This is a genomic window from Brevundimonas abyssalis TAR-001 (genome assembly GCF_000466985.1).
Classification (GTDB): Bacteria; Pseudomonadota; Alphaproteobacteria; order Caulobacterales; family Caulobacteraceae; genus Brevundimonas; species Brevundimonas abyssalis.
In genome coordinates this window covers 36263-59393 of sequence record NZ_BATC01000001.1, presented here as the reverse complement: position 1 = coordinate 59393, position 23131 = coordinate 36263, and the positions used below count along the sequence as shown (strand labels likewise).

The 23131-nt window shown below is 69.8% G+C and carries 19 protein-coding genes and 2 pseudogenes; 15 read left to right on the top strand and 6 right to left on the bottom strand.

Going from position 1 to position 23131, the window contains the following annotated elements:
- Positions 1-153: 153 nt before the first annotated feature.
- The 11 genes and pseudogenes from MBEBAB_RS15955 (at position 154) to MBEBAB_RS00155 (ending at position 12485) form a co-directional block, all read left to right on the top strand.
- Positions 154-1746 (top strand): TonB-dependent receptor plug domain-containing protein, encoded by a 1593-nt coding sequence (locus tag MBEBAB_RS15955; protein WP_021695889.1) that lies wholly within the window; start codon positions 154-156, stop codon positions 1744-1746.
- A 394-nt stretch (positions 1747-2140) separates the two neighbouring features.
- A complete protein-coding gene (locus tag MBEBAB_RS15950; protein ID WP_021695887.1) occupies positions 2141-2938 on the top strand; it encodes a TonB-dependent receptor domain-containing protein in 798 nt (265 codons plus the stop codon).
- Complete coding sequence (locus MBEBAB_RS15945; protein ID WP_052516688.1) at positions 2845-3165, top strand: hypothetical protein; 321 nt, start codon at positions 2845-2847, stop codon at positions 3163-3165. The genes MBEBAB_RS15950 and MBEBAB_RS15945 overlap by 94 nt, the downstream gene beginning before the upstream one ends.
- 320 nt (positions 3166-3485) lie before the next feature.
- A pseudogene (locus tag MBEBAB_RS16945) lies at positions 3486-3857 on the top strand (beta-galactosidase); the annotation flags it as partial.
- Positions 3858-4546: 689 nt separating this feature from the next.
- Positions 4547-4804: pseudogene (locus MBEBAB_RS16940) on the top strand (DUF5597 domain-containing protein); the annotation flags it as partial.
- Between the two features lie 9 nt (positions 4805-4813).
- Entirely contained in the window at positions 4814-4951 is a 138-nt protein-coding gene (locus tag MBEBAB_RS16935) for a hypothetical protein (protein ID WP_242396999.1), read from the top strand.
- 14 nt (positions 4952-4965) lie between these two features.
- A complete protein-coding gene (locus MBEBAB_RS00175) occupies positions 4966-7896 on the top strand; it encodes a TIM-barrel domain-containing protein (protein ID WP_021695884.1) in 2931 nt (976 codons plus the stop codon).
- A gap of 58 nt (positions 7897-7954) precedes the next feature.
- Positions 7955-8662: a DUF969 domain-containing protein gene (locus tag MBEBAB_RS00170; RefSeq protein ID WP_021695883.1), complete on the top strand. Its 708-nt coding sequence runs from the start codon at positions 7955-7957 to the stop codon at positions 8660-8662.
- Positions 8659-9627, top strand: coding sequence for a DUF979 domain-containing protein (locus MBEBAB_RS00165; RefSeq protein WP_021695882.1), 969 nt, complete (start codon positions 8659-8661; stop codon positions 9625-9627). The genes MBEBAB_RS00170 and MBEBAB_RS00165 overlap by 4 nt, the downstream gene beginning before the upstream one ends.
- Positions 9627-10628 carry a DUF2891 domain-containing protein gene (locus tag MBEBAB_RS00160; RefSeq protein ID WP_021695881.1) on the top strand — a complete coding sequence of 334 codons (1002 nt, stop codon included), beginning with the start codon at positions 9627-9629 and terminating at the stop codon, positions 10626-10628. Before MBEBAB_RS00165 ends, MBEBAB_RS00160 begins: the two co-directional genes overlap by 1 nt.
- A gap of 111 nt (positions 10629-10739) precedes the next feature.
- Positions 10740-12485, top strand: coding sequence for a glycoside hydrolase family 9 protein (locus tag MBEBAB_RS00155; protein ID WP_242396992.1), 1746 nt, complete (start codon positions 10740-10742; stop codon positions 12483-12485).
- Here MBEBAB_RS00155 and MBEBAB_RS00150 read toward each other — a convergent pair.
- Genes MBEBAB_RS00150 through MBEBAB_RS00140 form a run of 6 tightly spaced genes read right to left on the bottom strand, consistent with a single transcriptional unit; the run spans position 12479 to position 16531 of the window.
- Positions 12479-13102, bottom strand: a complete 624-nt coding sequence (locus tag MBEBAB_RS00150) for a 2-dehydro-3-deoxy-6-phosphogalactonate aldolase (RefSeq protein WP_021695879.1) — start codon at positions 13100-13102, stop codon at positions 12479-12481. The genes MBEBAB_RS00155 and MBEBAB_RS00150 overlap by 7 nt on opposite strands.
- Complete coding sequence (locus MBEBAB_RS16930) at positions 13099-13215, bottom strand: 2-dehydro-3-deoxygalactonokinase (RefSeq protein ID WP_148291380.1); 117 nt, start codon at positions 13213-13215, stop codon at positions 13099-13101. The genes MBEBAB_RS00150 and MBEBAB_RS16930 overlap by 4 nt, the downstream gene beginning before the upstream one ends.
- A gap of 11 nt (positions 13216-13226) precedes the next feature.
- The gene (locus MBEBAB_RS00145; RefSeq protein WP_021695877.1) at positions 13227-13976 is read right to left on the bottom strand and encodes a 2-dehydro-3-deoxygalactonokinase; all 750 of its coding nucleotides are present in this window, start codon (positions 13974-13976) and stop codon (positions 13227-13229) included.
- 10 nt (positions 13977-13986) lie between these two features.
- Positions 13987-14322, bottom strand: coding sequence for a putative glycoside hydrolase (locus tag MBEBAB_RS18200; protein ID WP_148291379.1), 336 nt, complete (start codon positions 14320-14322; stop codon positions 13987-13989).
- Positions 14289-14828, bottom strand: coding sequence for a glycoside hydrolase family 3 C-terminal domain-containing protein (locus tag MBEBAB_RS18195; protein ID WP_306301969.1), 540 nt, complete (start codon positions 14826-14828; stop codon positions 14289-14291). Before MBEBAB_RS18195 ends, MBEBAB_RS18200 begins: the two co-directional genes overlap by 34 nt.
- Positions 14717-16531: a glycoside hydrolase family 3 protein gene (locus MBEBAB_RS00140; protein ID WP_052516684.1), complete on the bottom strand. Its 1815-nt coding sequence runs from the start codon at positions 16529-16531 to the stop codon at positions 14717-14719. The genes MBEBAB_RS18195 and MBEBAB_RS00140 overlap by 112 nt, the downstream gene beginning before the upstream one ends.
- Before the next feature lie 320 nt (positions 16532-16851).
- Between MBEBAB_RS00140 and MBEBAB_RS16380 the strand changes: the two genes are divergently transcribed.
- The 4 genes from MBEBAB_RS16380 (at position 16852) to MBEBAB_RS00125 (ending at position 22982) form a co-directional block, all read left to right on the top strand.
- Positions 16852-16992 (top strand): hypothetical protein, encoded by a 141-nt coding sequence (locus MBEBAB_RS16380; protein WP_021695874.1) that lies wholly within the window; start codon positions 16852-16854, stop codon positions 16990-16992.
- 29 nt (positions 16993-17021) lie between these two features.
- Entirely contained in the window at positions 17022-19094 is a 2073-nt protein-coding gene (locus MBEBAB_RS00135; RefSeq protein ID WP_021695873.1) for a WD40/YVTN/BNR-like repeat-containing protein, read from the top strand.
- Complete coding sequence (locus MBEBAB_RS00130; RefSeq protein WP_021695872.1) at positions 19091-20713, top strand: alpha-L-fucosidase; 1623 nt, start codon at positions 19091-19093, stop codon at positions 20711-20713. The genes MBEBAB_RS00135 and MBEBAB_RS00130 overlap by 4 nt, the downstream gene beginning before the upstream one ends.
- Positions 20714-20819: 106 nt before the next feature.
- The gene (locus tag MBEBAB_RS00125) at positions 20820-22982 is read left to right on the top strand and encodes an alpha-glucuronidase family glycosyl hydrolase (RefSeq protein ID WP_021695871.1); all 2163 of its coding nucleotides are present in this window, start codon (positions 20820-20822) and stop codon (positions 22980-22982) included.
- The last annotated feature ends 149 nt before the right edge of the window (positions 22983-23131 follow it).

Sequence of the window (23131 nt, the reverse complement as noted above, 5' to 3'; positions counted from 1 at the left end):
TGCGCTAACAAAACAGACCCTGTAGTAGAAACTTATTGCATATTTGAAAATGCCGGTGAGGTGAGACACCGGCGCGGATGTGCACATGGGAGAGCACCCTCCAAGCGCCGGCCACAGGCGTCGAGGGGCATTTGAAACGGGGAGGGGCACAAGATGTCTCAAGGTAAAAGCGTCTCGAAATTCGCCCTGTCTCTGGGCGTGTCCTTGATCGCTCTGGGCGCCATGAACGCCCCGGCGTTGGCCCAGACGGCGCAGGAGCCGGATGAGGCCACCGAAGTCGAGGAAGTGGTCATCACCGGTCTTCGCGCCAGTCTTCAGAGCGCCCAGGACATCAAGCGCAACTCCGATGTGATCGTGGACTCGATCACCGCCGTGGACATCGGCGCCCTGCCGGACCGGTCGGTGTCGGAGGCCCTGCAGCGCATCTCGGGCATCACCCTGCAGCGCACCAACGAAGCCCGTGACCCGGCCCGTCTGGCCGCAGAGGGCGGGGGGGTCTTCATCCGGGGCCTGTCCTGGGTCCGGTCCGAAACCAACGGCCGGGACATCTTCTCGGCCCGCAACGGACGGGGCCTGTCGTTCGAGGACATCTCGGCCGACCTGCTGGCGGGCGTGGACGTCTACAAGAACCCGGCCGCCAACCAGATCGAGGGCGGCGTCGGCGGCACGGTCAATCTGCGCACGCGCCTGCCGTTTGACCAGGGCGGACGCCTGCTGGCCTTCACGACCGACTACAACTACGGCGACATGATGGAGGAGGGCTACTGGTCCGGGTCGGGCATCTTCAGCGACCGCTGGATGACCGGGGCGGGCGAGATCGGCCTTCTGGCCAACATCAGCTATTCCAGTGTCGGCAACCGCACCAACAGCATCACCACGGACCGCTTCGACCCGGTCACGCGGCTGGACGGCACGACGGTGTATCATCCGAAATATCTGGGCTGGCGTGACGGCCGCTGGGAGCAGGAGCGCACCGCCGTGGCGCTGGCGCTGCAGTGGAGCCCGACGGCGGACCTCACCCTGACCTTCCAGGGTTTCCACTCCGAGGCCGACCCCACCAATATCGAGCGCGTGGCCGGAATCCAGGACGCCACGACCCTGTGCCCCAGCGCGGGCCTGACCTACCAGAACGGCGTGCTGACCGGCGGCGCCCTGACCGGCTATCACGAGGGCGGCTGGGGCTGCTGGCCCACGGGCAACTTCGTGGGCGGGCCCCAGGGCGGGACCATGGAGGGCATCACCTATGACGGCAACACCCGCTATGGCGAGGACCACAAGGAGACCTCGGACTATTCGCTGAGACTGGAGTACACGGCCGGAAACTGGGATTTCAGCGGTGACATCCAGTATGTGGAATCCATCGCCGACATCCTGAGCTTCACCGTGGGCACCCAGCGGTCAATGCTGGGCACCACGCCGCTGGAGGCCATGATCAACATCGGCGGGGGCGTGCCCAGCATCAATGTGACGGGCGCCGACCTGAACGTAGCCTCGGACTATTACTGGGCTTCGCCATGGACCACATCGAGGCCAACGAGGCGGACTCCCTGGCCTGGCGCGGCGACGCCACCTATCACTTCGACGACGTCGGCGGCTGGCTGCGGAATTTCACCTTCGGCTATCGCGCCACAGACAAGACCTACATCACCCGTCAGTCCAACTGGAACTGGAGCATCCTGTCGGCCCAGTACTGGGGCTTCGCCAACGACAACGGCGGGACCTGGCACTATCCGGCAGTCTATCTGACGGACGCCGCACCCAGCCCCGGCCTGCCGTCCCATGCGGAATACTATGGGTTCAACAATTTCTTCCGGGGCGACATCGCCGTGCCCGGCGGCTTCTGGCTCCCCACCGCGTCGCTGGTGAGCCGCGGCACGGCCTACGCCAACACCCTGTTGAGCCCGATCACCGGCCGGCCGTGGCCGGAAGGGCAGGGCTGGGGCTGGTCGCCGCTGGTGGCGGACTGGGACAACTACAACCCCACCGGCGACAATCCCACCGGCGGCGTGACCCAGCAGGACGAAGAGACCCAGGCGGCCTACGCCCTGCTGCGTTTCGGCCATGACAGCGCCCTGCCCTGGCCGGTGGACGGCAATATCGGCGTGCGCTTTGTCCGCACGGAGACGGCGACCGAGGGCGTGTGCAACTGCCCGTTCCGGCCGCAGCCGCCTGTCCGGCGGTGAATCCGGCGGATTGCGGGGACTTCAACGCGGCGCAGCAGTTCAGCCAGGGCGGGGTCCTTGACGGGGTTCCGGCGGGCGGCTCCTACGACAACGTCCTGCCCAGCCTGAACATCCGCGCCCATCTGTCGCCGGAGGTGCAACTGCGCTTCGCCGCCTCGCGCGCCATGGTGCGGCCGGACTTCAACCAGATGCAGCCCTATACGCAGCTGGCCATCAATTTCGAGGCGGACGGCTACACCCTGAATCCGGTGTCGCCGTTCACCGGCACGGCGGGCAACCCGGACCTGCGCCCGATCATCGCCGATCAGTTCGACCTGAGCCTGGAGTGGTATTTTGCGCCCCAGGGCAGCCTGACGGGCGTGGTGTTCTACAAGAAGGTGAAGGACTACATCTATTCCGGCGTCAGCCAGCAGACCTTCACCAACAACGGGGTCACCTACACCTTCGACGTCACCCAGCAGCAGAACGGCGAGGAGGGCACGGTCCAGGGCTTCGAGATCGCCTACCAGCAGTTCTTCGACTTCCTGCCGGGTTGGCTGAACGGCTTCGGCCTGCAGGCCAACTACACCTATATCGACAGCGACGGCGGGGCGAACACGGCGGTCAACATCTTTGATCCCGTGCAGGTGGGCGGCGCCAATCTGGCCCTGCCGCTGGAGGCATGTCGCCGTCCAGCTACAACATCGCCGCCCTGTACGAGCGCCAGGGCATCTCGGCCCGCCTGGCCTGGAACTGGCGCGAGCAGTACCTGCTGACCACCTCGGCGGCGAACATCAACGCGCCGGTGTGGGCCGAGGACTACGGCCAGCTGGACGGGTCGATCTTCTTCGACGTGACCGAGAACGTGAAGCTGGGCGTGCAAGGCACCAACCTGACCCAGGAACGCACCGTCCTGCGGGTGGGCTATGCCGACCGCATGCCGCGCTACAGCTGGGTCGACACCGACCGGCGCGTGGCCGTGGTGCTGCGCGCGCGCTTCTGACGTGACCGAGACCGCGCCCCGGGCGATGATCCCGCCCGGGGCGCGCGACCGCCGCCATTCCTGTCGACGACGGCCGAGATTCCGATGACTTTTTCAGCCTGCTTCCGATCCTTCCGCCCGCTCCTGGCCGCCCTGGCCGGTGCGGGCGTGATGCTGGCCACAGCGTCCTGCGGGGAGGGGGCCGGCGAGCCGATCCCGGAGATCGTCAGCGAGAATGGACGCCATGCCCTCATGGTGGACGGCGCGCCGTTCTTCATGCTGGCGCCCAGGTCAACAACTCCTCCAACTATGAGGCGGCGCTGGCCGACGTCTGGCCGGCGGTGGAATTCATCGGCGCCAACACCGTGCAGGTTCCCATCGCCTGGGAGCAGGTGGAGGCGGTGGAGGGCGAATTCGATTTCTCGTTCGTGGACGAGTTGGTGCGGCAGGCCCGCGAGCAGGACGTGCGGCTGGTGCTGCTGTGGTTCGCCACATGGAAAAACACCGCGCCGAAATATGCGCCGGAGTGGGTCAAGCTGGACACAGAACGGTTCCCGCGCCTGATCCAGCAGGACGGGACCCCGTCCTACGCCCTGTCGCCGCACGGAGCCGAGACCCTGGCCGCCGACCGGCGCGCCTTCGCGGCCCTGATGGCCCATATCCGCGACATCGATTCCGTCCACCGCACCGTCATCATGGTGCAGCCCCAGAACGAGACCGGCACCTATGGCTCGGTGCGCGACTATTCCCCGGCGGCGCAGGCCCTGTTTGACGGCCCGGTTCCCGCCGCCCTGCTGCAGCGGCTGGACCGTCAGCCGGGAACCTGGGCGGAGGTGTTCGGCGAGGACGCCGACGAGTTCTTCCACGCCTGGTCCATCGGCTGGTACGTCGGTCAGGTGGCCGAGGCGGGCAAGGCGGAATATCCGCTGCCCATGTACGCCAACGCGGCGCTGCGCGATCCGGTCAACGATCAGGATCCCATGACCTATGCGTCGGGCGGGCCGACCTGGAACGTGATCGAGGTCTGGCAGGCCGCGGCCCCGGCGATCGATTTCCTGTCGCCCGACATCTATGAGCGCGGCTCGGTGGTCTATGAGGGGCATCTGGACCGCTATGCCCGGCCGGACAACGCCCTGTTCGTGGCCGAGACGGGCAACGACGCGCCCTATGCCCGCTATCTGTTCGAGGTGATGGGCCGGGGCGGGATCGGCTATTCGCCCTTCGGCATCGACTACACCGGCTACGCCAACTTCCCGCTGGGCGCGCGGGAGGTGACGGAGGAGACGCTGGCGCCGTTCCGGGATGTCTATCGCCTCGTGGCGCCGTGGCAGCGGGTGTGGGCGCGGGCGGCCTATGAGGGCGCCGTCTGGGGCGCGGCGAGCCGGACGACAGCGCCGAACAGGTGCTGGATCTGGGCGACTGGACGGCGACGGTGCGGTTCCGCCTGTGGCAGTTCGGCATGCACGACTGGACCTGGCTGGGGGACATCCCGCCGCGCGAGCGCGAGCATCCGGACGGCGGGGCGATCGTGGCCCGGCTGGGCGAGAACGACTACGTGGTCACCGGCCGCTGGGCGCGGGTCAGCTTTGACCGCAAGCCGCTGGAGGATGGCCGAAGCGGCCAGATCCTGCGGGTTGAGCAGGGCCATTTCAACGACGAGGGCGAGTGGGTGTTCGAGCGCCGGTGGAACGGCGACCAGACCGACTATGGCCTGAACTTCACCGACCGGCCCGTGCTTCTGCGGGTCCGGCTGAGCGATCAGGCGCGGGCGGGCGCGGTGCGCGCCGTGGGCGCCGACCAGAACTGACGGGAGTGGATTCGATGAGACAGTTGCTGATGGGCGCCGCCATGGCGCTGGCCCTGGGCGTTCCTGCGGGGGTGCTGTTCGCCCCGGCGCCGGCCGCGGCGGTGGTGCAGGCCCAGGCCGAGGAGGCCAGCGTTGAGCGCACGGCCACGGGGGTGATCGTGACCCCGTCCGAGGGTCCGGCGCGGCGGGTGCGGCTGCGGGTCATGGGACCGCGCATCATCCATGTGACGGCGACGCCGGAGGCCGATTTCGCCAACCTGCCCGACAGCCTGATGGTGACGGCGGAGCCCGCCGGGGCCGGGTTCGAGGTGACGACGCGGGGCGGCCATGTCTTCGTCTCCACGCCGGAGATGACCGCCGAGGTGTCGCGCGCCACGGGCCGGGTGCGGTTCCTGGATGCGGCGGGCGAGGTGATGCTGGCCGAGCGCGAGGGCGGGCGCGAGATCAGCCCGTTCATGGTCGAGGACCAGGACGGGGTGCATTCGTTCCACTCCGTGCGTCAGCTCTTCGACGCGGCGCCGGACGAGGCCATCTATGGCCTGGGCCAGCACCAGCAGGGGCTGATGAACCAGCGCGGCGCCGATGTGGAGCTGACCCAGCACAACATCGATTCCGGCGTGCCGTTCATGACCTCCAGCCGCGGGTATGGCGTGCTGTGGGAGAACAACAGCCTGACCCGGTTCGGCGACCCGCGCGAATACGGCATGCTGGACCAGCGCCTGATCGTGCGCGACTCCGAAGGCAATTTCGGGGGGCTGACGGCCAGCTATTTCCAGGACGGGGAGCTGGCCCTGTCGCGCATCGAGAACCAGATCAACTACGAGTTCATCCGCGATCACCAACGCTGGCCGCCGGGTTTCAAGGTGCAGCCGGGCCAGCCCGCGCAGGTGGGCGACATGGGCCGCTCGGGCCAGCCCGGCGTGACGGTGAGCTGGGAAGGGACGATCGAGCCGACGGTCTCGGGCGAGCACAAATTCCGCCTGTACGCCTCGTCCTACGTGAAGGTCTGGGTCGACGGCGAACTGGTGATGGACCGCTGGCGCCAGAACTGGAATCCGTGGAACCACGACTTCCAGATCCAGATGGAGGCCGGGCGCCGGGTTCCGATCAGGGTCGAGTGGCTGCCCAACGACGGCTACCTGGCGCTGCGCCATCTGGACCCGCTGCCGGCCGAGCAGGATGAGGCCCTGTCGCTGTGGTCCGAGGTCGGCCATGCGGTGGACTACTATTTCGTCGGCGGGGAGGATCTGGATCAGGTGATCGCCGGCTACCGCGACCTGACCGGCGACGCGGTGATGATGCCGCGCTGGGCCTATGGCTTCTGGCAGAGCCGCCAGCGCTACAACACCCAAGACGAAGTGCTGGCGGTGGCCGAGGGCTATCGCAGCCGCAATCTGCCGATCGACAACATCGTGCAGGACTGGTTCTACTGGCCCGAGAACGCCTGGGGCAGCCACGAGTTCGAGGCGTCGCGCTTCCCCGATCCGGGCGGCATGGTCGACCAGCTGCACGACCAGAACATCAACATCATGATCTCGGTCTGGCCCAAATTCTATCCGACGACCGAGCACTACCGCGAGCTCGAGGCCATCGGCGGCATGTACACCCGCAACGTCGAGGTGGGCGCGCGCGACTGGGTCGGGCCGGGCTACGCCAACAGCTTCTATGATCCGTATCACGAGGAGGCGCGGGCGCTGTACTGGCGCCAGATCCGCGAGCATCTGCACGGGCTGGGCTTCGACGGCTGGTGGCTGGATTCGGTGGAGCCGGACATGCACTCCAACCTGGACCGGCGCGAACGGACCCTGCGCATGGGTCCGACGGCGGCGGGCCCGGCGGCGCTGGTGTTCAACTCCTATCCGCTGGTCAACGCCGAGGGCGTCTATGAGGGCCTGCGCGAGGCCCAGCCGGACCGCCGCGCCTACATCCTGACCCGCGCCGCCTGGGGCGGTCTGCAGCGCACGGCCTCGACCCTGTGGTCGGGCGACGTGGTGCCGCGCTGGGACGATCTGCGCGAACAGATTTCCGCGGGCGTGCAGGTGGGCCTGTCGGGCATTCCCAACTGGACCCACGACATCGGCGGCTTCTCGGTGGAGACGCGCTACACCACCGAGGACATCACCCCCGAGGATCAGGCCGAGTGGCGCGAGCTGAACCTGCGCTGGTTCCAGTTCGGGGCCTTCACGCCGATCTTCCGCTCGCACGGCGAGTTCCCCTACCGCGAGATCTGGGAGATCGCGCCGGAAGGCACCGAGGTCTATGGGGCGCTGAGCGACTATCTGCGTCTGCGCTACCGGCTGATGCCCTATATCTACACCCTGGGCGCCGAGGCCTATCACCGCGACGGCACCATCATGCGCGGACTGGTGATGGACTTCCCCGACGACGAGCGGGCCCGCGAGGTCAACGACCAGTACATGTTCGGACCGGCCTTCCTGGTCGCCCCGGTGCATGTGCATCACGCGCGCAGCCGTGAGGTCTGGCTGCCCCAAGGCGCGGACTGGTACGACTTCAACAGCGGCGCGCGGCACACGGGCGGTCAGGCGATCACGGCGGAGGCGCCGCTGGCGCGCATGCCCCTGTTCGTGCGGGCCGGGTCGATCGTGCCCACGGGCCCGGCGATCCAGCACACGGCCGAGGCGCTGGACGGCCCTATCACCCTGAACGTCTATGTGGGCGCCGACGGCGCGTTCGATCTCTATCAGGACGAGGGCACCACCTACGGCTATGAGCGCGGGGCCTTCGCCACCATGCCTATCGCCTGGGACGACGACGCAGGCGTGCTGACCCTCGGCGCCCGCCAGGGCGACTATCCGGGCATGCCCGCCAGCCGCACGGTCCATGTGCGCTTCATCGACGGAACGGGCGAGGCGCCGTGGACCGTGGACGCCGCGCCGCAGCAGACGGTGGAGTATGCGGGGCAAGCCCTGACCATCCGGCGATAGGGCTTTCGCCGCCGGAGAATCCGGGCGACCATCCCTGCGAGCAATCGGGGGATGGTCCATGTGGGTGCTTCTGGGGATCGCGGTCGTGGTGGCCGGGTTCGTGCTGCGGCTCAATCCGCTGCTGGTGATCCTGGCCGCGGCCCTGACCACGGGCGTGGCCGGCGGGCTGGGCCTGGTCGAGACGGTCGAGGCGTTCGGGTCGGCGTTCAACGACAACCGCTACATCTCCATCGTCTGGCTGGTGCTGCCGGTGATTGGTCTGCTGGAGCGCTCGGGGCTGCAGGAGCAGGCGCGCATCCTGATCGGCAAGGTGCGCGGGGCCACCACCGGGCGTCTGCTGCTGGGCTATTTCGTGGCCCGCCAGGTCACCGCCGCCCTGGGGCAAACCAAGCTGGGGGGCCATCCGCAGATGGTGCGGCCCCTGATCGCGCCCATGGCCGAGGCGGCGTCAGAGACCCGGCACGGACCCCTGCCGGACGCCGTGCGGTTCCGCATCCGCGCCCATTCAGCCGCGGCGGACAACATCGCGCTGTTCTTCGGCGAGGACATCTTCATCGCCATCGCTTCGATCCTGCTGATCAAGGGCTTCCTTGAGCAGAACGGCATCATCGTGCAGCCGCTGGAGCTGTCGGTGTGGGCCATCCCGACGGCCATCGTGGCGCTGCTGATCCACGGCACGCGGCTGGTGCTGCTGGACCGGCGCATCGCGGCGGAGGTGGCGAATGCCAGACCAGATGAGGATGCGGCAGGGGAGGTCAGATCGTGATCACCCTGCAGTGGATCTACATCCTGGCCGGGGCGGTGTTCGTCGCCTTCTCGGTGCTGAGCGCGGGGGATCGGGAGAACCCGAAGCGGTTCAAGAACACCGCCTTCTGGGGCCTGCTGGCCGTCAGCTTCCTGTTCGGCGGCTATTTCAGTGATCTGATGAACGGGCTGCTGGTGATCGGTCTGGTGCTGCTGGCGGGCATCGGCGGGCTGGGGCAGGGCAAGCCGCGCACAACCTCGCCGGAGGAGCGGTCGGACTCGGCGGTGAAGTTCGGCAACCGGCTGTTCATTCCGGCCCTGATCATTCCGGTGACCGCGCTTCTGGGCACCCTGTGGCTGGCCGAGGTGGAGATCGGCGGGACCCCACTGTTCGACCCGCGCGACCCGACCCTGATCGCGCTGGGGCTGGGGGTCGTGCTGGCCATCGGCGTGGGCATGGCCATGCTGAAGCCGCCGGTCATGGCGCCGCTGCAGGAAGGACGGCGGTTGATGGACGCGGTGGGCTGGGCCGCCATCCTGCCCCAGATGCTGGCGGCGCTGGGCGCGGTCTTCGCCCTGGCGGGGGTGGGCGAGGTGGTGGGTGGCCTGATCGCCGACGTCATCCCCATGAACGCCAGCCTGATCGCGGTGGTCGCCTATTGCGTGGGCATGGCCCTGTTCACCGTCATCATGGGCAACGCCTTCGCCGCCTTTCCGGTGATGACCGCAGCCGTGGGCCTGCCGTTCGTGGTGTTCCAGTTCGGCGGCAACCCGGCCATCGTCTGCGCCATCGGCATGCTGGCGGGCTTCTGCGGAACGCTGATGACGCCCATGGCGGCGAACTTCAATGTGGTGCCCGCCAACCTGCTGGAGCTGCCGGACCGCAACGCCGCCCTGAACGGGGTGATCCGGGCCCAGATTCCGACCGCCCTGATGATGCTGGTGGCCAACATTCTCCTCATGCAGTTTCTGGCGTTCCGCTTCTGATGACCACGCTGACCCCCGACATCGCCGCCCTGTACGCCCGCGCAGCCCTGGGCCATGTGACGCGCGAATATCCCAACAAGATGGATCATGTGCTGGCGGGGCCCGAGGATGTGCAGGGGCCCCGCGCGCTGCACCCCATCTTCTTCGGCAGTTTCGACTGGCATTCGTGCGTGCACGGGTGGTGGACCCTGTTCACGGTGCTGCGGCTGCATCCGGACATGGACGAGGCGGCGGCCATCCGGGCGCTGGGCGACGAGCTGTTCACCGAGGCCAATGTGGCGGCCGAGCGCGCCTATCTGGACCGGCCCACCAGCCGGGGGTTCGAGCGGCCCTACGGCTGGGGCTGGCTGCTGGCTCTGGCCGCGGAACTGGACCGGCACGATACGGATGAGGGGCGGCGGTGGGCGGCGACGCTGAGGCCGCTGGCCGAGGCGTTCCGGGACCGGTTCATGGCCTATCTGCCGCTGGCCACCTATCCGGTGCGGGTGGGCACGCACTACAACACCGCCTTCGCCCTGAGCCTCGCGATGGACTGGGGCGACGCGGAATTGAACGCCCTGATCCGCCGCAAGGCCGCCGCCTGGCACGGCGAGGACCGGGCCTGTCAGGCGTGGGAGCCGTCGCAGGACGAGTTCCTGTCGCCCGCCCTGATGGAGGCGGAATTCATGCGGCGGGCGACGGCGCCGGACGCCTTTGCGGCGTGGCTGGACGGCTTCCTGCCCGGACTGGCGGCGAGAGAGCCCAAGACCCTGTTCACGCCCGCCAGCGTCAGCGACCGGACCGACGGCAAGATCGCCCATCTGGACGGACTGAACCTTTCGCGCGCATGGTGCTGGCGCGGGATCGCCGGGACGATGAAGTCCGGGGACCCACGCCGCGCCGTCGCCCTGAAGGCCGCCGACGACCATCTGGCCGTCAGCCTGCCGCAGGTGACGGGCGACTACATGGGCGAGCACTGGCTGGCCAGTTTCGCCCTGCTGGCCCTGCTGGCCGGACACTAACGGGAGGAGGACCCCATGCGCCTGAAGGCGATGATTGCGGCCAGTGTTCTGGCTCTGAATGTTAGCGCTAACGCATATGCGCATGAAGCACAGGAGCCGTCGGTTCCGCCGGTGCGGCTGAGCCAGGTCGGCTTCGAGACGGACGGGCGCAAGATCGCGGTGGTCCCCAGCGAGGCGACGGCGCCGCTGGACTGGCGGGTGGTGGATGGCTCCGGCGCCGTGGCGGCGTCAGGGACCAGCGAGCCGTTCGGCATGGACGACGCCTCGGGCCAGGCGGTGCACCGCATCGACTTCAGCGGCGCGACCAGGGCGGGCGAGGGCTATCGCCTGATCGTCGGCGACATGGAGAGCCGGCCGTTCGCCATCAGCGAGCGGCCCTGGGCCGGGCTGGCGGCGGATGCGGCGAGCTATTTTTACCAGAACCGCAGTGGGATCGAGATTGCGGCGGCGCATGTGGAGCGGCCCGATCTGGCGCGCCCCGCCGCCCACGTGGACGAGACCCTGACCTGTTTCGCGGGCGAGGACATGCACGGCAATGTCTGGCCGGGCTGCGACTATGCGCTGAACGTGGGCGGCGGCTGGTACGATGCGGGCGACCACGGGAAATATGTGGTCAACGGCGGCATCGCCCTGTGGACCCTGCTGAACGCCCACGAGCGTTTCGGAGCGACCACCTACGCCGACGGCGCCCTGGCCCTGCCGGAGGCGGGCAACGGCGTGGGCGACCTGCTGGACGAGGCGCGCTGGCAGATGGAGTTCATGCTGGCCATGCAGGTCCCGGAGGGCGCGCGGCTGAGCGTGCCGGTGGGCCGGTTCGGGCGCGGCGCGACGCTGACCTTCACCGAGATCGACGCGGGCGGCATGGCGCACCACAAGGCCCATGACGTGCGCTGGACGGCCCTGCCCATGGCGCCGCACGACGATCCGGAGACGCGCTTCCTTTATGCGCCGTCGACCGCCGCGACCCTCAATCTGGCGGCGACCGCGGCGCAGTGCGCGCGGGTCTGGCGTGAGGTGGACCCGGCGTTCTCGGCGCGCTGCCTGACCGCCGCGCGGCGCGCCTTCGCGGCGGCCAAGCGCAATCCGGAGATCTACGCCGTGGGCCAGTTCCACGGCGGCGGCGACTATGGCGACGGCGATGTGCGCGACGAGTTCTACTGGGCGGCGGCGGAGCTCTACGCCGCGACGGGGGAGGCGTTGTTCGAGGAGAGGATCCGCGCTTCGCCCCACTGGCTGGGCGCGCCGGGCGACGTCCGGGCCAACACCGGGCACATCAGCTGGCCGTCCGTGGGCGCGCTGGGGACGATCACCCTTGCGACGGTCGAGACCGGACTGGACGAGGCGGAGGTGGCGCGGGCCCGGGCCGCCCTGATCGGGGCGGCGGACCGCTATCTGGCGCTGCGGGACAGCGAGGGCTACGCCATTCCCTACGGGGCGGGCGACTACACCTGGGGCTCCAGTGGCGACATCCTGAACCGGGCCATGATCCTGGCCGTGGCTCACGACCTGACGGGCGAGGCCAGGTACCGCGAGGCCGTGGTGGATGCGACGGACTATCTGCTGGGCCGCAATGTGCTGGACCAGTCCTTCGTCAGCGGCTGGGGCGCGCGGCCCATGCAGCATCCGCACCACAGGTTCTGGGCCCCGTCGCTCGGGGATTATCCGGCGCCGCCCGCGGGCGCACTGTCGGGCGGTCCTAACGCACGCTCCATGGCCGATCCGGTGGCCCAGGCCATGCGTGGCACGTGTGCGCCCCAGGCCTGCTGGGCCGACGATGTGGAGTCCTATGCGCTGAACGAGGTGGCCGTGAACTGGAACGCGCCGCTGGTGTGGGTGGCCGCCTGGCTGGATCAGTAGCCGGCGTTCCAGGCCGTGACGAAGGCATGGGCGCGCTCGCCCACTTCGGCCGCGCCCATGCCGGGCTTGTAGAGCGCGGAGCCGATGCCGAAGCCCGAGGCGCCCGCGCGGCGCCAGTCGGCCAGGGTGTCCGGCGCCACCCCGCCCACGGCGTACAGACGCGTGTCGGACGGCAGCACAGCGCGCAGGGCCTTGAGCCCGGCGGGCCCGGCGATCTCGGCGGGGAACAGCTTCAGGGCGTGGGCCCCGGCGGCCAGGGCCGCGAACGCCTCGGTGGGGGTGAAGACGCCCGGCAGGGACAGGGCCTGCAGCCGCCGGCTCTCGGCGATCACCGCCGGGTCGGCGTTGGGTGAAATGATCAGGCGTCCGCCCGCCTCCACGGTCTCGCGCGCGGCCCTGGGAGTCAGGACCGTGCCGGCGCCGACTACGGCGCGGCCCTCGAAACGCCCGGCCAGAATGCGGATGCTTTCCAGCGGCCGGGGCGAGTTCAGCGGGACCTCCAGCACCCGGAAACCCGCCTCGACCAGGGCGTCGCCCACGGCGGGGGCCTCCTCCGGCGTCAGCCCGCGCAGGATGGCGATCAGGGGCAGGGCGTCCAGGGTCTCGATGTCGGTCATGCGGTTTCCTTCCACAGACGCCACAGGCCGCGCGTGACGGCGGCCTCGGGATCGACCGGCGTCGAGGCCCGTCCGGCGCGGGCCAGGGCGCGGCCGTAGCGGTCGTTCAACACGGGGGCGCCGATCAGGTGAACGGGACCCGCGAAGCCGCCGCCCGCGCCGCGATCTCGGCGCCGATCAGCAGGCCCGACAGATAATCGGGCGCGGCGCTGGGCGCCAGACGACCGTCCAGCCCGGCGGTGCGCACCGAGAACAGGGCGGCGGTGAGGGCGGGATCGGCGAGCCCCCGATCCACGCCTTCGTCGAAGGCGGCGGGGTCGAACGGGCCTTCGGTCATGGTCCGGCCGAGGATGGAGTGGGCGCGCAGCACGGCGAACAGTTCGCCGGTCATGACGGTGCGCAGGTCGGTGATGCGGCCGCCTTCCATGCGCACCCATTTGGAATGGGTGCCGGGACAGACCGCCACGCCGTCGGTCAGGGCGCCGAGCACTTGAACCTCTTCACCGCGCATGACGTCGATCAGCCGGCCGTCCGCGCGCTTGCAGACGCCGGGGACGATGCGCACGCCGGGCGCGGCCCCGGTCAGGTGCGGGGTCAGATCGGCGAGGGCGGCGGGCATCTCCACATAGGGCGCCTCGACCCAGCCGCCGCGCGCGCCGGCCATGCCGCAGATCAGCACCGGCGCGCTGTCGGCTCGCCAGTCCCTGACCACATCGTCCAGCACGGCGGCGAAGGCGTCCGGCGACAGGCCCGCCGCGCCGCGGTCATCGGCGCGACGGTCCAGCACCGCGCCCTCGCCGTCGAGGGCGAAGGCGCGCAGGTTGGTGCTCCCCCAGTCGACGCCGACCAGGGCGATGCGCGACGTGTCGATCATGCCCGCCAGTCTAGTCGGTCGGGCACACCGCGTCGCCTTCGTTGGAGGCCAGCCGCACGTTCTCGAAGCTTATGGAGAAGCCGGACTCCGTGCTGAGGCCGAAGGGCTCGGACACCTCGGCCACATTGGCCCCCGCCTCGCGCAGGCAGGACAGGCGCACCTTGATCTCGCGCCATTCGCCGATGGGCGCGGCGCCGAAGATGCGGGTCATGTCGACCATGCCTTCGTCCAGCGTCAGGAACACGGGGCCTGTGGGCGCCGCGTCCACGCGGTAGCGGAAGCCGATGGCCATCTCGCCGTTAGTCTGGCGGGTCAGGTCCACCGGGGCGGCCGAGATGTTGGCCACGCCGCCGCCGCCGGAGAACACCAGGCCCGGGCCGATTCCTGGGCCGAGCCGTCGGCGGAGCGCACGGTCACGCCGTCGCGCGGGCTGGCGCCGGAGGCTTCCTGACCCAGGCGCCGTTCGCCGCCCGCGTCGCGCAGGGCCAGCGACCACGGCGGGGTGAAACGGCCTTCGGTGAAGTAGTGGTCCGGATTGGCCGCCGCCCCGGTGACGCCGGACTCTTCGCTCAGTTCCGGGACCTCGCCCGGCCGGGCGTAGGACAGGCCGTGGCCGTAGGCGAACAGGGGGTCGTAGTCCGCATCGCCCGCGTTCAGCGGCCCTTGCACCGCCGTGCGCGGCCAGGAGAAGGACAGGGTTCCGGTGAAGTCGTGGCGCGGGGCGCCCGAAGTGTCCCCGATCAGCACGTCGGCGATGCCGCCGCCCTCGGCGCCGGGCAGCCAGGCGGCCACGAAGGCGTCGGAGGCGTTGATCTCGGGATTGGTCCACATGGGCCGGCCGGAGAGGAACACCGAGACGGTGGGGATGCCCTGGGCCTGCAACGCGCGCAGGGTCTCCAGCGGCTCTTCCGGGACGAAGTCAGATGCTCCACGTCGCCCTGGAACTCGGCGTAGGGCGTCTCGCCGAAGACGACGATGGCCACGTCGGGACGGGCCTCGAACGACCCGTCCGCCGACAGGGTGGCGGAGCCGCCCGCTTCGGTTACGGCCTCCTCGATCCCTTCCCAGATGGACTGGCCGTTGGGGAAGTGTTCGCGCCGGTTGCCCGTGCCCTGCCAGGTCAGGGTCCAGCCCCCCGAGGCCTGGCCGATGTCGTCGGCCGCCGCTCCGGCCACCAGGATGTTGGCGTTCGCACGGATCGGCAGGACGCCGTCGTTCTTGAGCAGCACCAGCGACTGGCGCACGGCGTCGCGGGCCACGGCGCGATGCTCGTCGGAGCCCAGATGCTGGAACTGGCCTTCCAGGGCGCGGCTGGCCGGACCTTCGGGCTCGAACAGGCCGAGCTTGACCTTGACCCGCAGGATGCGGCGCACGGCCTCGTCCAGACGCGCCATGCCGATCTCGCCGGAGCGGGCCTGTTCCAGGGTGTTGTGGTAGAGGGCGCGCCAGCTGTCGGGCGCCATGAACATGTCGATGCCGGCATTGAAGGCGGCGGCGCAGCTTTCGTTGGAGCAGCCGGGAATCTGGCCGTGGGCGTTCCAGTCGGAGACCACGAAGCCGTCGAAGCCCAGCGGGCCGCGCAGCACATCGGTCAGGATGGTGGGATTGCCCGTGTGCTTGGCGCCGTTCCAGCTGGAGAAGCTGGCCATGACGGTCAGGATGCCCGCGTCGATGGAAGGCGGATAGCCGGCTGCGTGGATGTCGATCAGCTCGCGCTCGGTGATCTGCGCGTCGCCCTGGTCGGCGCCGTTCAGGGTGCCGCCGTCGGCCAGCCAGTGCTTGGCCGACCCCGCGATGCGCCCGGCGGCCAGGGGTTCGCCCGACTCCAGCTCGCCCTGCAGGCCCAGGGTCACGGCGCCCGCATAGGACGCCACGATCTCGGGATGCTCGCCGTAGCCCTCATAGGCCCGGCCCCAGCGGTCGTCCCGGGGCACGGCCACAGTCGGACCAAAGGTCCAGTCGGCGCCGGTGACCGCCACCTCGAGCGCCGTGACCTCCGCGATGCGGCGGATCAGGTCGGGATTTCGCGCGGCGCCCAGGCCGATGTTGTGCGGGAAGAGGGTGGCGCCCACCACATTGTTGTGGCCGTGCACCGCGTCGATGCCGAAGATCAGGGGAATGGCCGTCCCGCCACGCGCCGCCGCCGCCTCGCGGAACGCCACCGCCAGATCCAGCCAGGCCTGGGGCGAGGCGTAGGCGTCACCGCCCGGCTCGGAATTGCCCCCTGCCAGGATGGAGCCAAGGGGATAGGTCGCAAGGTCTTCAGGGGTGATGGCCGAGATGTCCGCCTGAATGGTCTGGCCGACCTTCTCCTCCAGCGTCATGCGGCTCATCAGCTCGGTGATGAAGGCCTCGGTCGCCGCGTCCGTGATGGCGTCCGGCGTGGCGCTGGCGGGCCAGTTGGCCGGATCCGCGCGGGCGTCGTCGGGCAGGGGGATGTCCGCGCCGGCTGGAACCGGGTCGGGCAGATCGACCGATTGCGCCGAGGCGCAGGCGGCGGCGGACAAGGCCAGGACGGCCGTGGTCGCGGTCAGGAAGCGGCGGCTATGGATCATCAGGACCTCCCCAGGACTGATTTTTGGCGGGCGGACAAAGAGACGGCGCGACCGCGGGTGCGATCGCGCCGGAAGTTCGCTCAGGGTTCGGACGCAAACACGCGGGTCGTCACGCGAGGAAGGCTCAGGGGAAGGGCGCGGCCGTCGGCCATGCAGATTTCACTCCCCCGGAGCCGGCTCGACTGGCGGCCCTCGTTTTTACCAGTGCAAACTTGATGCATGGGTGGCAATCGTGTCAACTGTTATTCCGTTAGCGCTATCACTGTCGCGCGAGAACGCCGGAACGGCAACCGCGATCTGAGGCCCTGGGAGGGACCGCCATGTCTGCACGTTTGAAGGTCGTTCTGTTTCTGGCTCTCCTGTGGCCGGTCACGGCGACGGCGCAGGATGCGGACTATGTCTGGCGCAACGTAACGGTGGGCGGCGGCGGCTTCATTCCCGGCGTGGTGTTCAGCCTGTAGAGCCGGGTCTGGCCTGGGCGCGTTCGGACATGGGCGGCGCCTATCGCTTCGACGCGGCGCGGGACCGCTGGATCCCGCTGCAGGACGACGAGGTGGAATCCAGCTTCTACGGCGTGGAGAGCATCACTCCGGACCCGGTCGATGCGGACGTGGTCTATGCGGCGGTGGGCATGCACCGGGGCGGGCGGGCCGCCATCCTGCGCTCGGCGGACCGGGGCGAGACCTGGGCCACCCATGCCGTGGACTTTCCCATGGGGGGCAATGAGGACGGGCGGGGTCTGGGCGAACGGCTGGCGATCGATCCCAACGACACGGCGGTGCTCTATTTCGGCTCGCGCCACCACGGACTTCAGCGCAGCGGCGATCATGGCCGGACCTGGCGGCGGGTTGAGAGTTTTCCGCACGCGGGGCTCGGCGTCCCGCCCCAAGGCCAGCCCACCAATCCGGGGGTCAGCTTCGTCCTGTTCGACGGCCGAAGCGGCGCGGCGGGGCAGGGCAGCCGGGTCATCCTTGCGGGCGTGGCGGACGAAGGCGCGCAGGGCCTCTATCGCTCGGATGACGGCGGAGCGACGTGGCGGCGTCTGGACGGCGGGCCCGACGGCCTGTCGCCGGTCAAGGGCGTGATTGACGGGCGCGGCGTGCTCTACACCACCTGGACCCGGGGCGTCGGGCCGAACGGGGTGACCGACGGGGCGGTCTGGCGGCTGGACCTGGACGGCGGCGACTGGCGCGACATCACCCCGCCCCACGAGCAGGGCAGCGGCGGATTCATGGGCGTCGACGTGGCGCGGGGCGAACCGGGCGTGGTGGTGGTCTCGACCCTCAACCGCTGGCGGCCCGGCGACACCCTGTGGCGCACCACCGACGACGGCGAGAGCTGGACCAGCCTGCGCGAACAGGCGGTGCGCGACGTGAGCGAGACGCCGTTCCTGTACTGGGGGCGCGACGAGCCGGACTTCGGCTGGTGGATCGCGGCCCTGGCCATCGACCCGTTCGATGCGGACCACATGATCTATGGCACCGGGGCGACACTGTACGCCACGCGCAATCTGGGCGCCGTGGATCAGGGCGCGCCGACCCTCTGGCGGCCGTGGGTGGCCGGCATCGAGCAGACCGCCGTCATCACCCTGGTCAGTCCGCGCGAGGGGCCGCCCCTGCTGACCGGGTTCGGCGACATCTCCGGCTTTGTGCACGAGGATCTTGAGACCTCGCCGAGGCTGCAGTTCACCACCCCGGTGTTCGGCAACACCAATGTCATCGACTACGCCTGGCATGCGCCCAACGTGGTGGTGCGGTCGGGCACGCCGCACGAGGGCGTGGGGTCGGACGATGCGGACGGCTCGACCCTGGCCTGGTCGGACGACCATGGGCGCAGCTGGCGGCCGCTGGGCCGGCCGGCGCCCGCCGCCGATCCGGAGGTGGCGCAGAACCCCCGCATGGACCTGTACCGCGATGCGCCCATCACCGTGTCGGCCGACGGCGAGACCTTCGTCGTCGCCACGCCCCGCCCGATCTTCAGCCGCGACCGGGGCGCGACCTGGCGGGCAGTTCAGGGCCTGCCGGTGCTGGCGCGGCCGGTGGCGGACCGGCATGATCCGCTGCTGTTCTATGCCCTGGACTTCGCCTCGGGCGACTGGTTCGTCAGCGTGGACGGGGCGGCGACCTTCGCCCCCGTGCCCAGCCGGGGCCTGCCCGATGAGCTGTGGCGGGACCAGCCCCACTGGCGCGAGATCGCCTTTCCCCTGCGCGCCACGCCGGGGCGCGACGGCGACCTGTGGTTCGTGTCCACGCGCGGCCTGTTCCGCTCCATCGACGGCGGCCAGCGGTTCCAGCGGGTGGACAGCGATCTGGCCGTGCGGTCCATGGACTTCGGCGCACCCATGCCGGGGCAGGACTATCCGGCGCTCTACGCCATCGGCGAGCGGGACGGGGTGCTGGGCGTCTATCGGTCCGACGACGCGGGCCGATCGTGGCTGAGGGTCAATGACGATCGGCACGAATATGGCCGGCGCTATCGGGCGGTGGCGGGGGATCCGCGCATCCCCGGCCGGGTCTATGTGGCCACCGACGGCCGGGGCGTGGTTTATGGAGAACCGAGATGACCGATGGATTGTCCAGACGCGGCCTGCTCGCCGGCGCTGGCGGGCTGGCTCTGGCGGGATGCGCCACGGTCCCGGCGGCAGCTGGTCCGTTCCGGGCGGACTGGGACTCGCTGATCGCGGGCTACCGGACGCCGGACTGGTTCCGTGACGCCAAGCTGGGCATCTGGTCCCACTGGGGTCCCCAGTGCGTGCCCGAGGCCGGCGACTGGTACGGCCGCCAGATGTACCAGCAGGGCAACCCCGTCTACGACCACCACGTGGCCGCCTACGGGCACCCGTCCGAGTTCGGCTTCATGGAATTCATCGGGCGCTGGCGGGCGGACGCCTGGAGCCCGGAGGCGCTGCTGGACCTCTATGAGGCGGCGGGGGCGAAATACATCGTCTCCATGGCCAATCACCACGACAACCTGGACATGTTCGCCAGCGCCCACCACGACTGGAACACCACCCGCGTGGGGCCTGGGATCGACATCGTCGGCACATGGGAGCGGGCGGTGCGGGCGCGGGGGCTGCGCTTCGGGGTGTCCAACCACGGCGCCCACGCCTGGCACTGGTGGCAGACGGCCTATGGCTATGATCCGGAGGGGCCGCGCGCGGGCGTGCGCTATGACGCCGCGCGGCTGCGGCGTCAGGACGGGGTCGGGACGTGGTGGGACGGGCTGGACCCGCAGGCGCTGTACACCGGGGCCACCATGGCGCCCCCGGACGGCATCGACAGCATCGCTGCCATGAACGCCTTCCACGACGCCAACAGCGGCCAGTGGATCGAGACCATTCCCGCCGACAACCCCGGCTTCGCGGCGAACTGGGCGCTGCGGCAGCGGGATCTGGTGGATCGCTACCGGCCCGACTTCGTCTATTTCGACAACTACGGCCTGCCGCTGGAGCACCACGGGCTGGAGGCGGCGGCGCATGTCTACAACGCCTCGCTGAACTGGCGTGGCGAGCTGCCGGTGGTGACGGGCAAGCGGCTGACCGTCGACCAGCGCAGGGGCGTCACCGAGTCGGTGGAGCGCGGCTTTCTGACCGAAATCCGCGACGAGCCCTGGCAGACCTGCACCTGCATCGGCGACTGGCACTACAATCGCGCCCGGTTCCGCGACCGCTCCTATGTGCCGGCGAAGGCGGTGATCCAGCGACTGGCGGATGTGGTGTCCAAGAACGGGACCCTGCTGCTGAGCATTCCGCAGCGCGGGGACGGCTCCATCGACGCCGAGGAGCAGGCGATCCTGCGCGACATGGCCGCCTGGATGGCGGTCAACGGCGAGGCCATCCACGGCACGCGGCCCTGGCGCGTCTGGGGCGAGGGGCCCACCGAAATCCGTGAAGGCATGCATGGCGAGGGAGCCGTGGGCCCCTTCACCGCCGCCGATGTGCGGTTCACGACGAAGGGGGATGCGCTCTACGCCATCGCCATGGACTGGCCCGAGGACGGGCGGCCCCTGCGGATCGCCAGCCTGGGCCGCCGCGCCATGGACGGTCGGGCGGTTCAGGCGGTGGAACTGCTGGGCGCGGGCGGCGCGGCCTTCGAGCAGGCCGACGACGCCCTGACTGTGCGCCTGCCGGAGACGCGCCCGGTCGCCTTCGCCCCGGTGCTGACGGTGCGGGGCCTGATCTGACCCGCCTTCCGGCCATTGGCGCCGGGGAAAGCCTGTGGAATGGTAGCGATAACAAGAAGCGTCAAAAGACGCCGATGATCGCCGCTCGGGCGACGGGAGGACGACCATGACGCGGGCCCTGCTCGCCGCGATGATCGCGGCCGCTCTGTTCCTGACCACGGCCGCCGGGGCGGCGAAGGCCGAGGACGGCTATGACCTGTGGCTGCGCTATCCGCCGGTTGAGGCGGACGCGGCGGCGGATTATCGGGCGTCGGCGACGCTGCTGGTGGTCGCCGGCGAGTCCGCGACGCTGGGCGTGGCGGCGGATGAACTGGAGCGCGGGCTGTCGGGCCTGCTGGGGGCGACCCCGGAACGGGCGGGCGCGGTCAGCCGCGACGGGGCCGTGCTGGTCGGGCGCGCGGGAGACGCGGCCGTCGCGGCGCTGGGGCTGGATCTGTCCGGGCTGGGCGCCGAGGGCTATGTGATCCGCAGCGTGATTATGGACGGCCGTGCGGCGACGGTGATCGCGGGCGGCGGGGACGCGGGCGCGCTGTATGGGGCGTTTCACTTCCTGCGGCTGATCCAGACGCGGCAGGCGCTGACGAATCTGGACATCCGCGAGGCGCCGGCGGTGAACCTGCGCCTGTTGAACCATTGGGACAATCTGGACCGGACGGTGGAGCGGGGATACGCGGGGCAATCGCTGTGGGACTGGCACAAGCTGCCCGACCATCTGGACCCGCGCTACACCGACTACGCCCGGGCCAACGCCTCCATCGGGATCAACGGGACGGTCATCAACAACGTCAACACCGATGCGCTGAGCCTGACGGGGCCGTGGCTGGAGAAGGCGGCGGCGCTGGCCGGCGTGTTCCGGCCCTATGGCATCCGGGTCTATCTGTCGGCCCGGTTCTCGGCGCCGGTGGAGATCGGCGGGCTGGACACGGCCGACCCGCTGGACCCTCGTGTGCAGGCGTGGTGGCGGGCCAAGGCCGACGAGATTTACGCCCTCATCCCCGACTTCGGCGGCTTTCTGGTGAAGGCCAATTCCGAGGGGCAGCCGGGACCGCAGGACTACGGGCGCAGCCATGCGGACGGGGCGAACATGCTGGCCGACGCGGTGGCGCCCCACGGCGGCGTCGTGATGTGGCGGGCCTTCGTCTATGATGACGGCGTGCCCACCGACCGGGCTATGCAGGCCTGGGACGAATTCGTCCCGCTGGACGGCCAGTTCCGCGACAACGTCATCGTTCAGGTCAAGAACGGCCCCATCGATTTCCAGCCGCGCGAGCCCTTCCATCCGCTGTTCGGGGCGACGCCCGAAACGCCGCTGATGATGGAGTTCCAGATCACCAAGGAGTACCTGGGCTTCGCCACTCACCTGGCCTATCTGGGGCCGCTGTACGAAGAGGTCCTGGACGCCGACACCCATGTGCGCGGGCCGGGCTCGACGGTGGCGGAGGTGGTGGACGGCTCGCTGTTCGGCCACCGGCTGACCGGCATGGCGGGGGTGGCCAATACGGGCAGCGACCGGAACTGGTCCGGCTCCCAGTTCGACCAGGCCAACTGGTATGTGTTCGGGCGGCTGGCGTGGGATCCCGGACTGGGCGCGGAGGCGATCGCCCGCGAATGGGCGGCCATGACCTTCACGCCCGATCCGGCCTTCGTGGAGCCGGTGACGGCCATGATGATGGGGTCGCGCGAGGCGGTGGTGGACTACATGACGCCGCTGGGCCTCAACCACCTGATGGCGACCGGGCACCACTACGGGCCGGGGCCATGGGTGGACGACCTGCCGCGGGCCGACTGGAACCCCACCTATTTCCACCGGGCGGACGCGGAGGGCATCGGGTTCGACCGTACGGCCTCGGGCAGCAATGCGGTGAGCCAGTACGCGCCGGACGCAACGGCCCGCTTCGCCGATCCGGCGCAGATCGACGAGCGGTTCCTGCTGTGGTTCCACCATCTGCCGTGGGACCATCCCATGCCGTCCGGACGGCCGCTGTGGGACGAGCTGGTGGCGCGCTATGACCGGGGCGTCGATGCGGTGGGCGAGATGCGCCGGACATGGGCCGGGCTGGCCGATCACGTTGACGCGCGGCGCCATTCCGAGGTCGCCGACTTCCTCGCCATTCAGGAGGACGAGGCGCGGTGGTGGCGGGATTCGTCCATCGCCTACTGGCGCAGCCTGAACGGCCTGCCGATGCCTGAGGGCCATGCCCCGCCGGCGCATGATCTGGCGCACTACCGGAACCTGAGTTTCCCGCATGCGCCGGGACATTGGGACTGAAAAACAGTGCAATCGGCGTGCAACTTTTTCGATTTTCCTGAATGAATTCAGCGAAATTGAATTTCGCCGTTGCACTCCGCGGACGCGGCATAGCGGCGCCGGGCGACTGACTGATCGCGCTTGGACGTGGGCGGGGCCGGGTTGGACGA

What these genes read in the sequence shown, in the direction of transcription:
- MBEBAB_RS15955 (WP_021695889.1), top strand. Translation starts at nt 154, where the DNA reads ATGTCTCAAGGTAAAAGCGTCTCGAAATTCGCCCTGTCTCTGGGCGTG.
- MBEBAB_RS15945 (WP_052516688.1), top strand. Translation starts at nt 2,845, where the DNA reads ATGTCGCCGTCCAGCTACAACATCGCCGCCCTGTACGAGCGCCAGGGC.
- MBEBAB_RS00175 (WP_021695884.1), top strand. Translation starts at nt 4,966, where the DNA reads ATGAGACAGTTGCTGATGGGCGCCGCCATGGCGCTGGCCCTGGGCGTT.
- MBEBAB_RS00170 (WP_021695883.1), top strand. Translation starts at nt 7,955, where the DNA reads ATGTGGGTGCTTCTGGGGATCGCGGTCGTGGTGGCCGGGTTCGTGCTG.
- MBEBAB_RS00160 (WP_021695881.1), top strand. Translation starts at nt 9,627, where the DNA reads ATGACCACGCTGACCCCCGACATCGCCGCCCTGTACGCCCGCGCAGCC.
- MBEBAB_RS00150 (WP_021695879.1), bottom strand. Translation starts at nt 13,102, where the DNA reads ATGACCGACATCGAGACCCTGGACGCCCTGCCCCTGATCGCCATCCTG.
- MBEBAB_RS00145 (WP_021695877.1), bottom strand. Translation starts at nt 13,976, where the DNA reads ATGATCGACACGTCGCGCATCGCCCTGGTCGGCGTCGACTGGGGGAGC.
- MBEBAB_RS00140 (WP_052516684.1), bottom strand. Translation starts at nt 16,531, where the DNA reads ATGATCCATAGCCGCCGCTTCCTGACCGCGACCACGGCCGTCCTGGCC.
- MBEBAB_RS16380 (WP_021695874.1), top strand. Translation starts at nt 16,852, where the DNA reads ATGTCTGCACGTTTGAAGGTCGTTCTGTTTCTGGCTCTCCTGTGGCCG.
- MBEBAB_RS00135 (WP_021695873.1), top strand. Translation starts at nt 17,022, where the DNA reads ATGGGCGGCGCCTATCGCTTCGACGCGGCGCGGGACCGCTGGATCCCG.
- MBEBAB_RS00130 (WP_021695872.1), top strand. Translation starts at nt 19,091, where the DNA reads ATGACCGATGGATTGTCCAGACGCGGCCTGCTCGCCGGCGCTGGCGGG.
- MBEBAB_RS00125 (WP_021695871.1), top strand. Translation starts at nt 20,820, where the DNA reads ATGACGCGGGCCCTGCTCGCCGCGATGATCGCGGCCGCTCTGTTCCTG.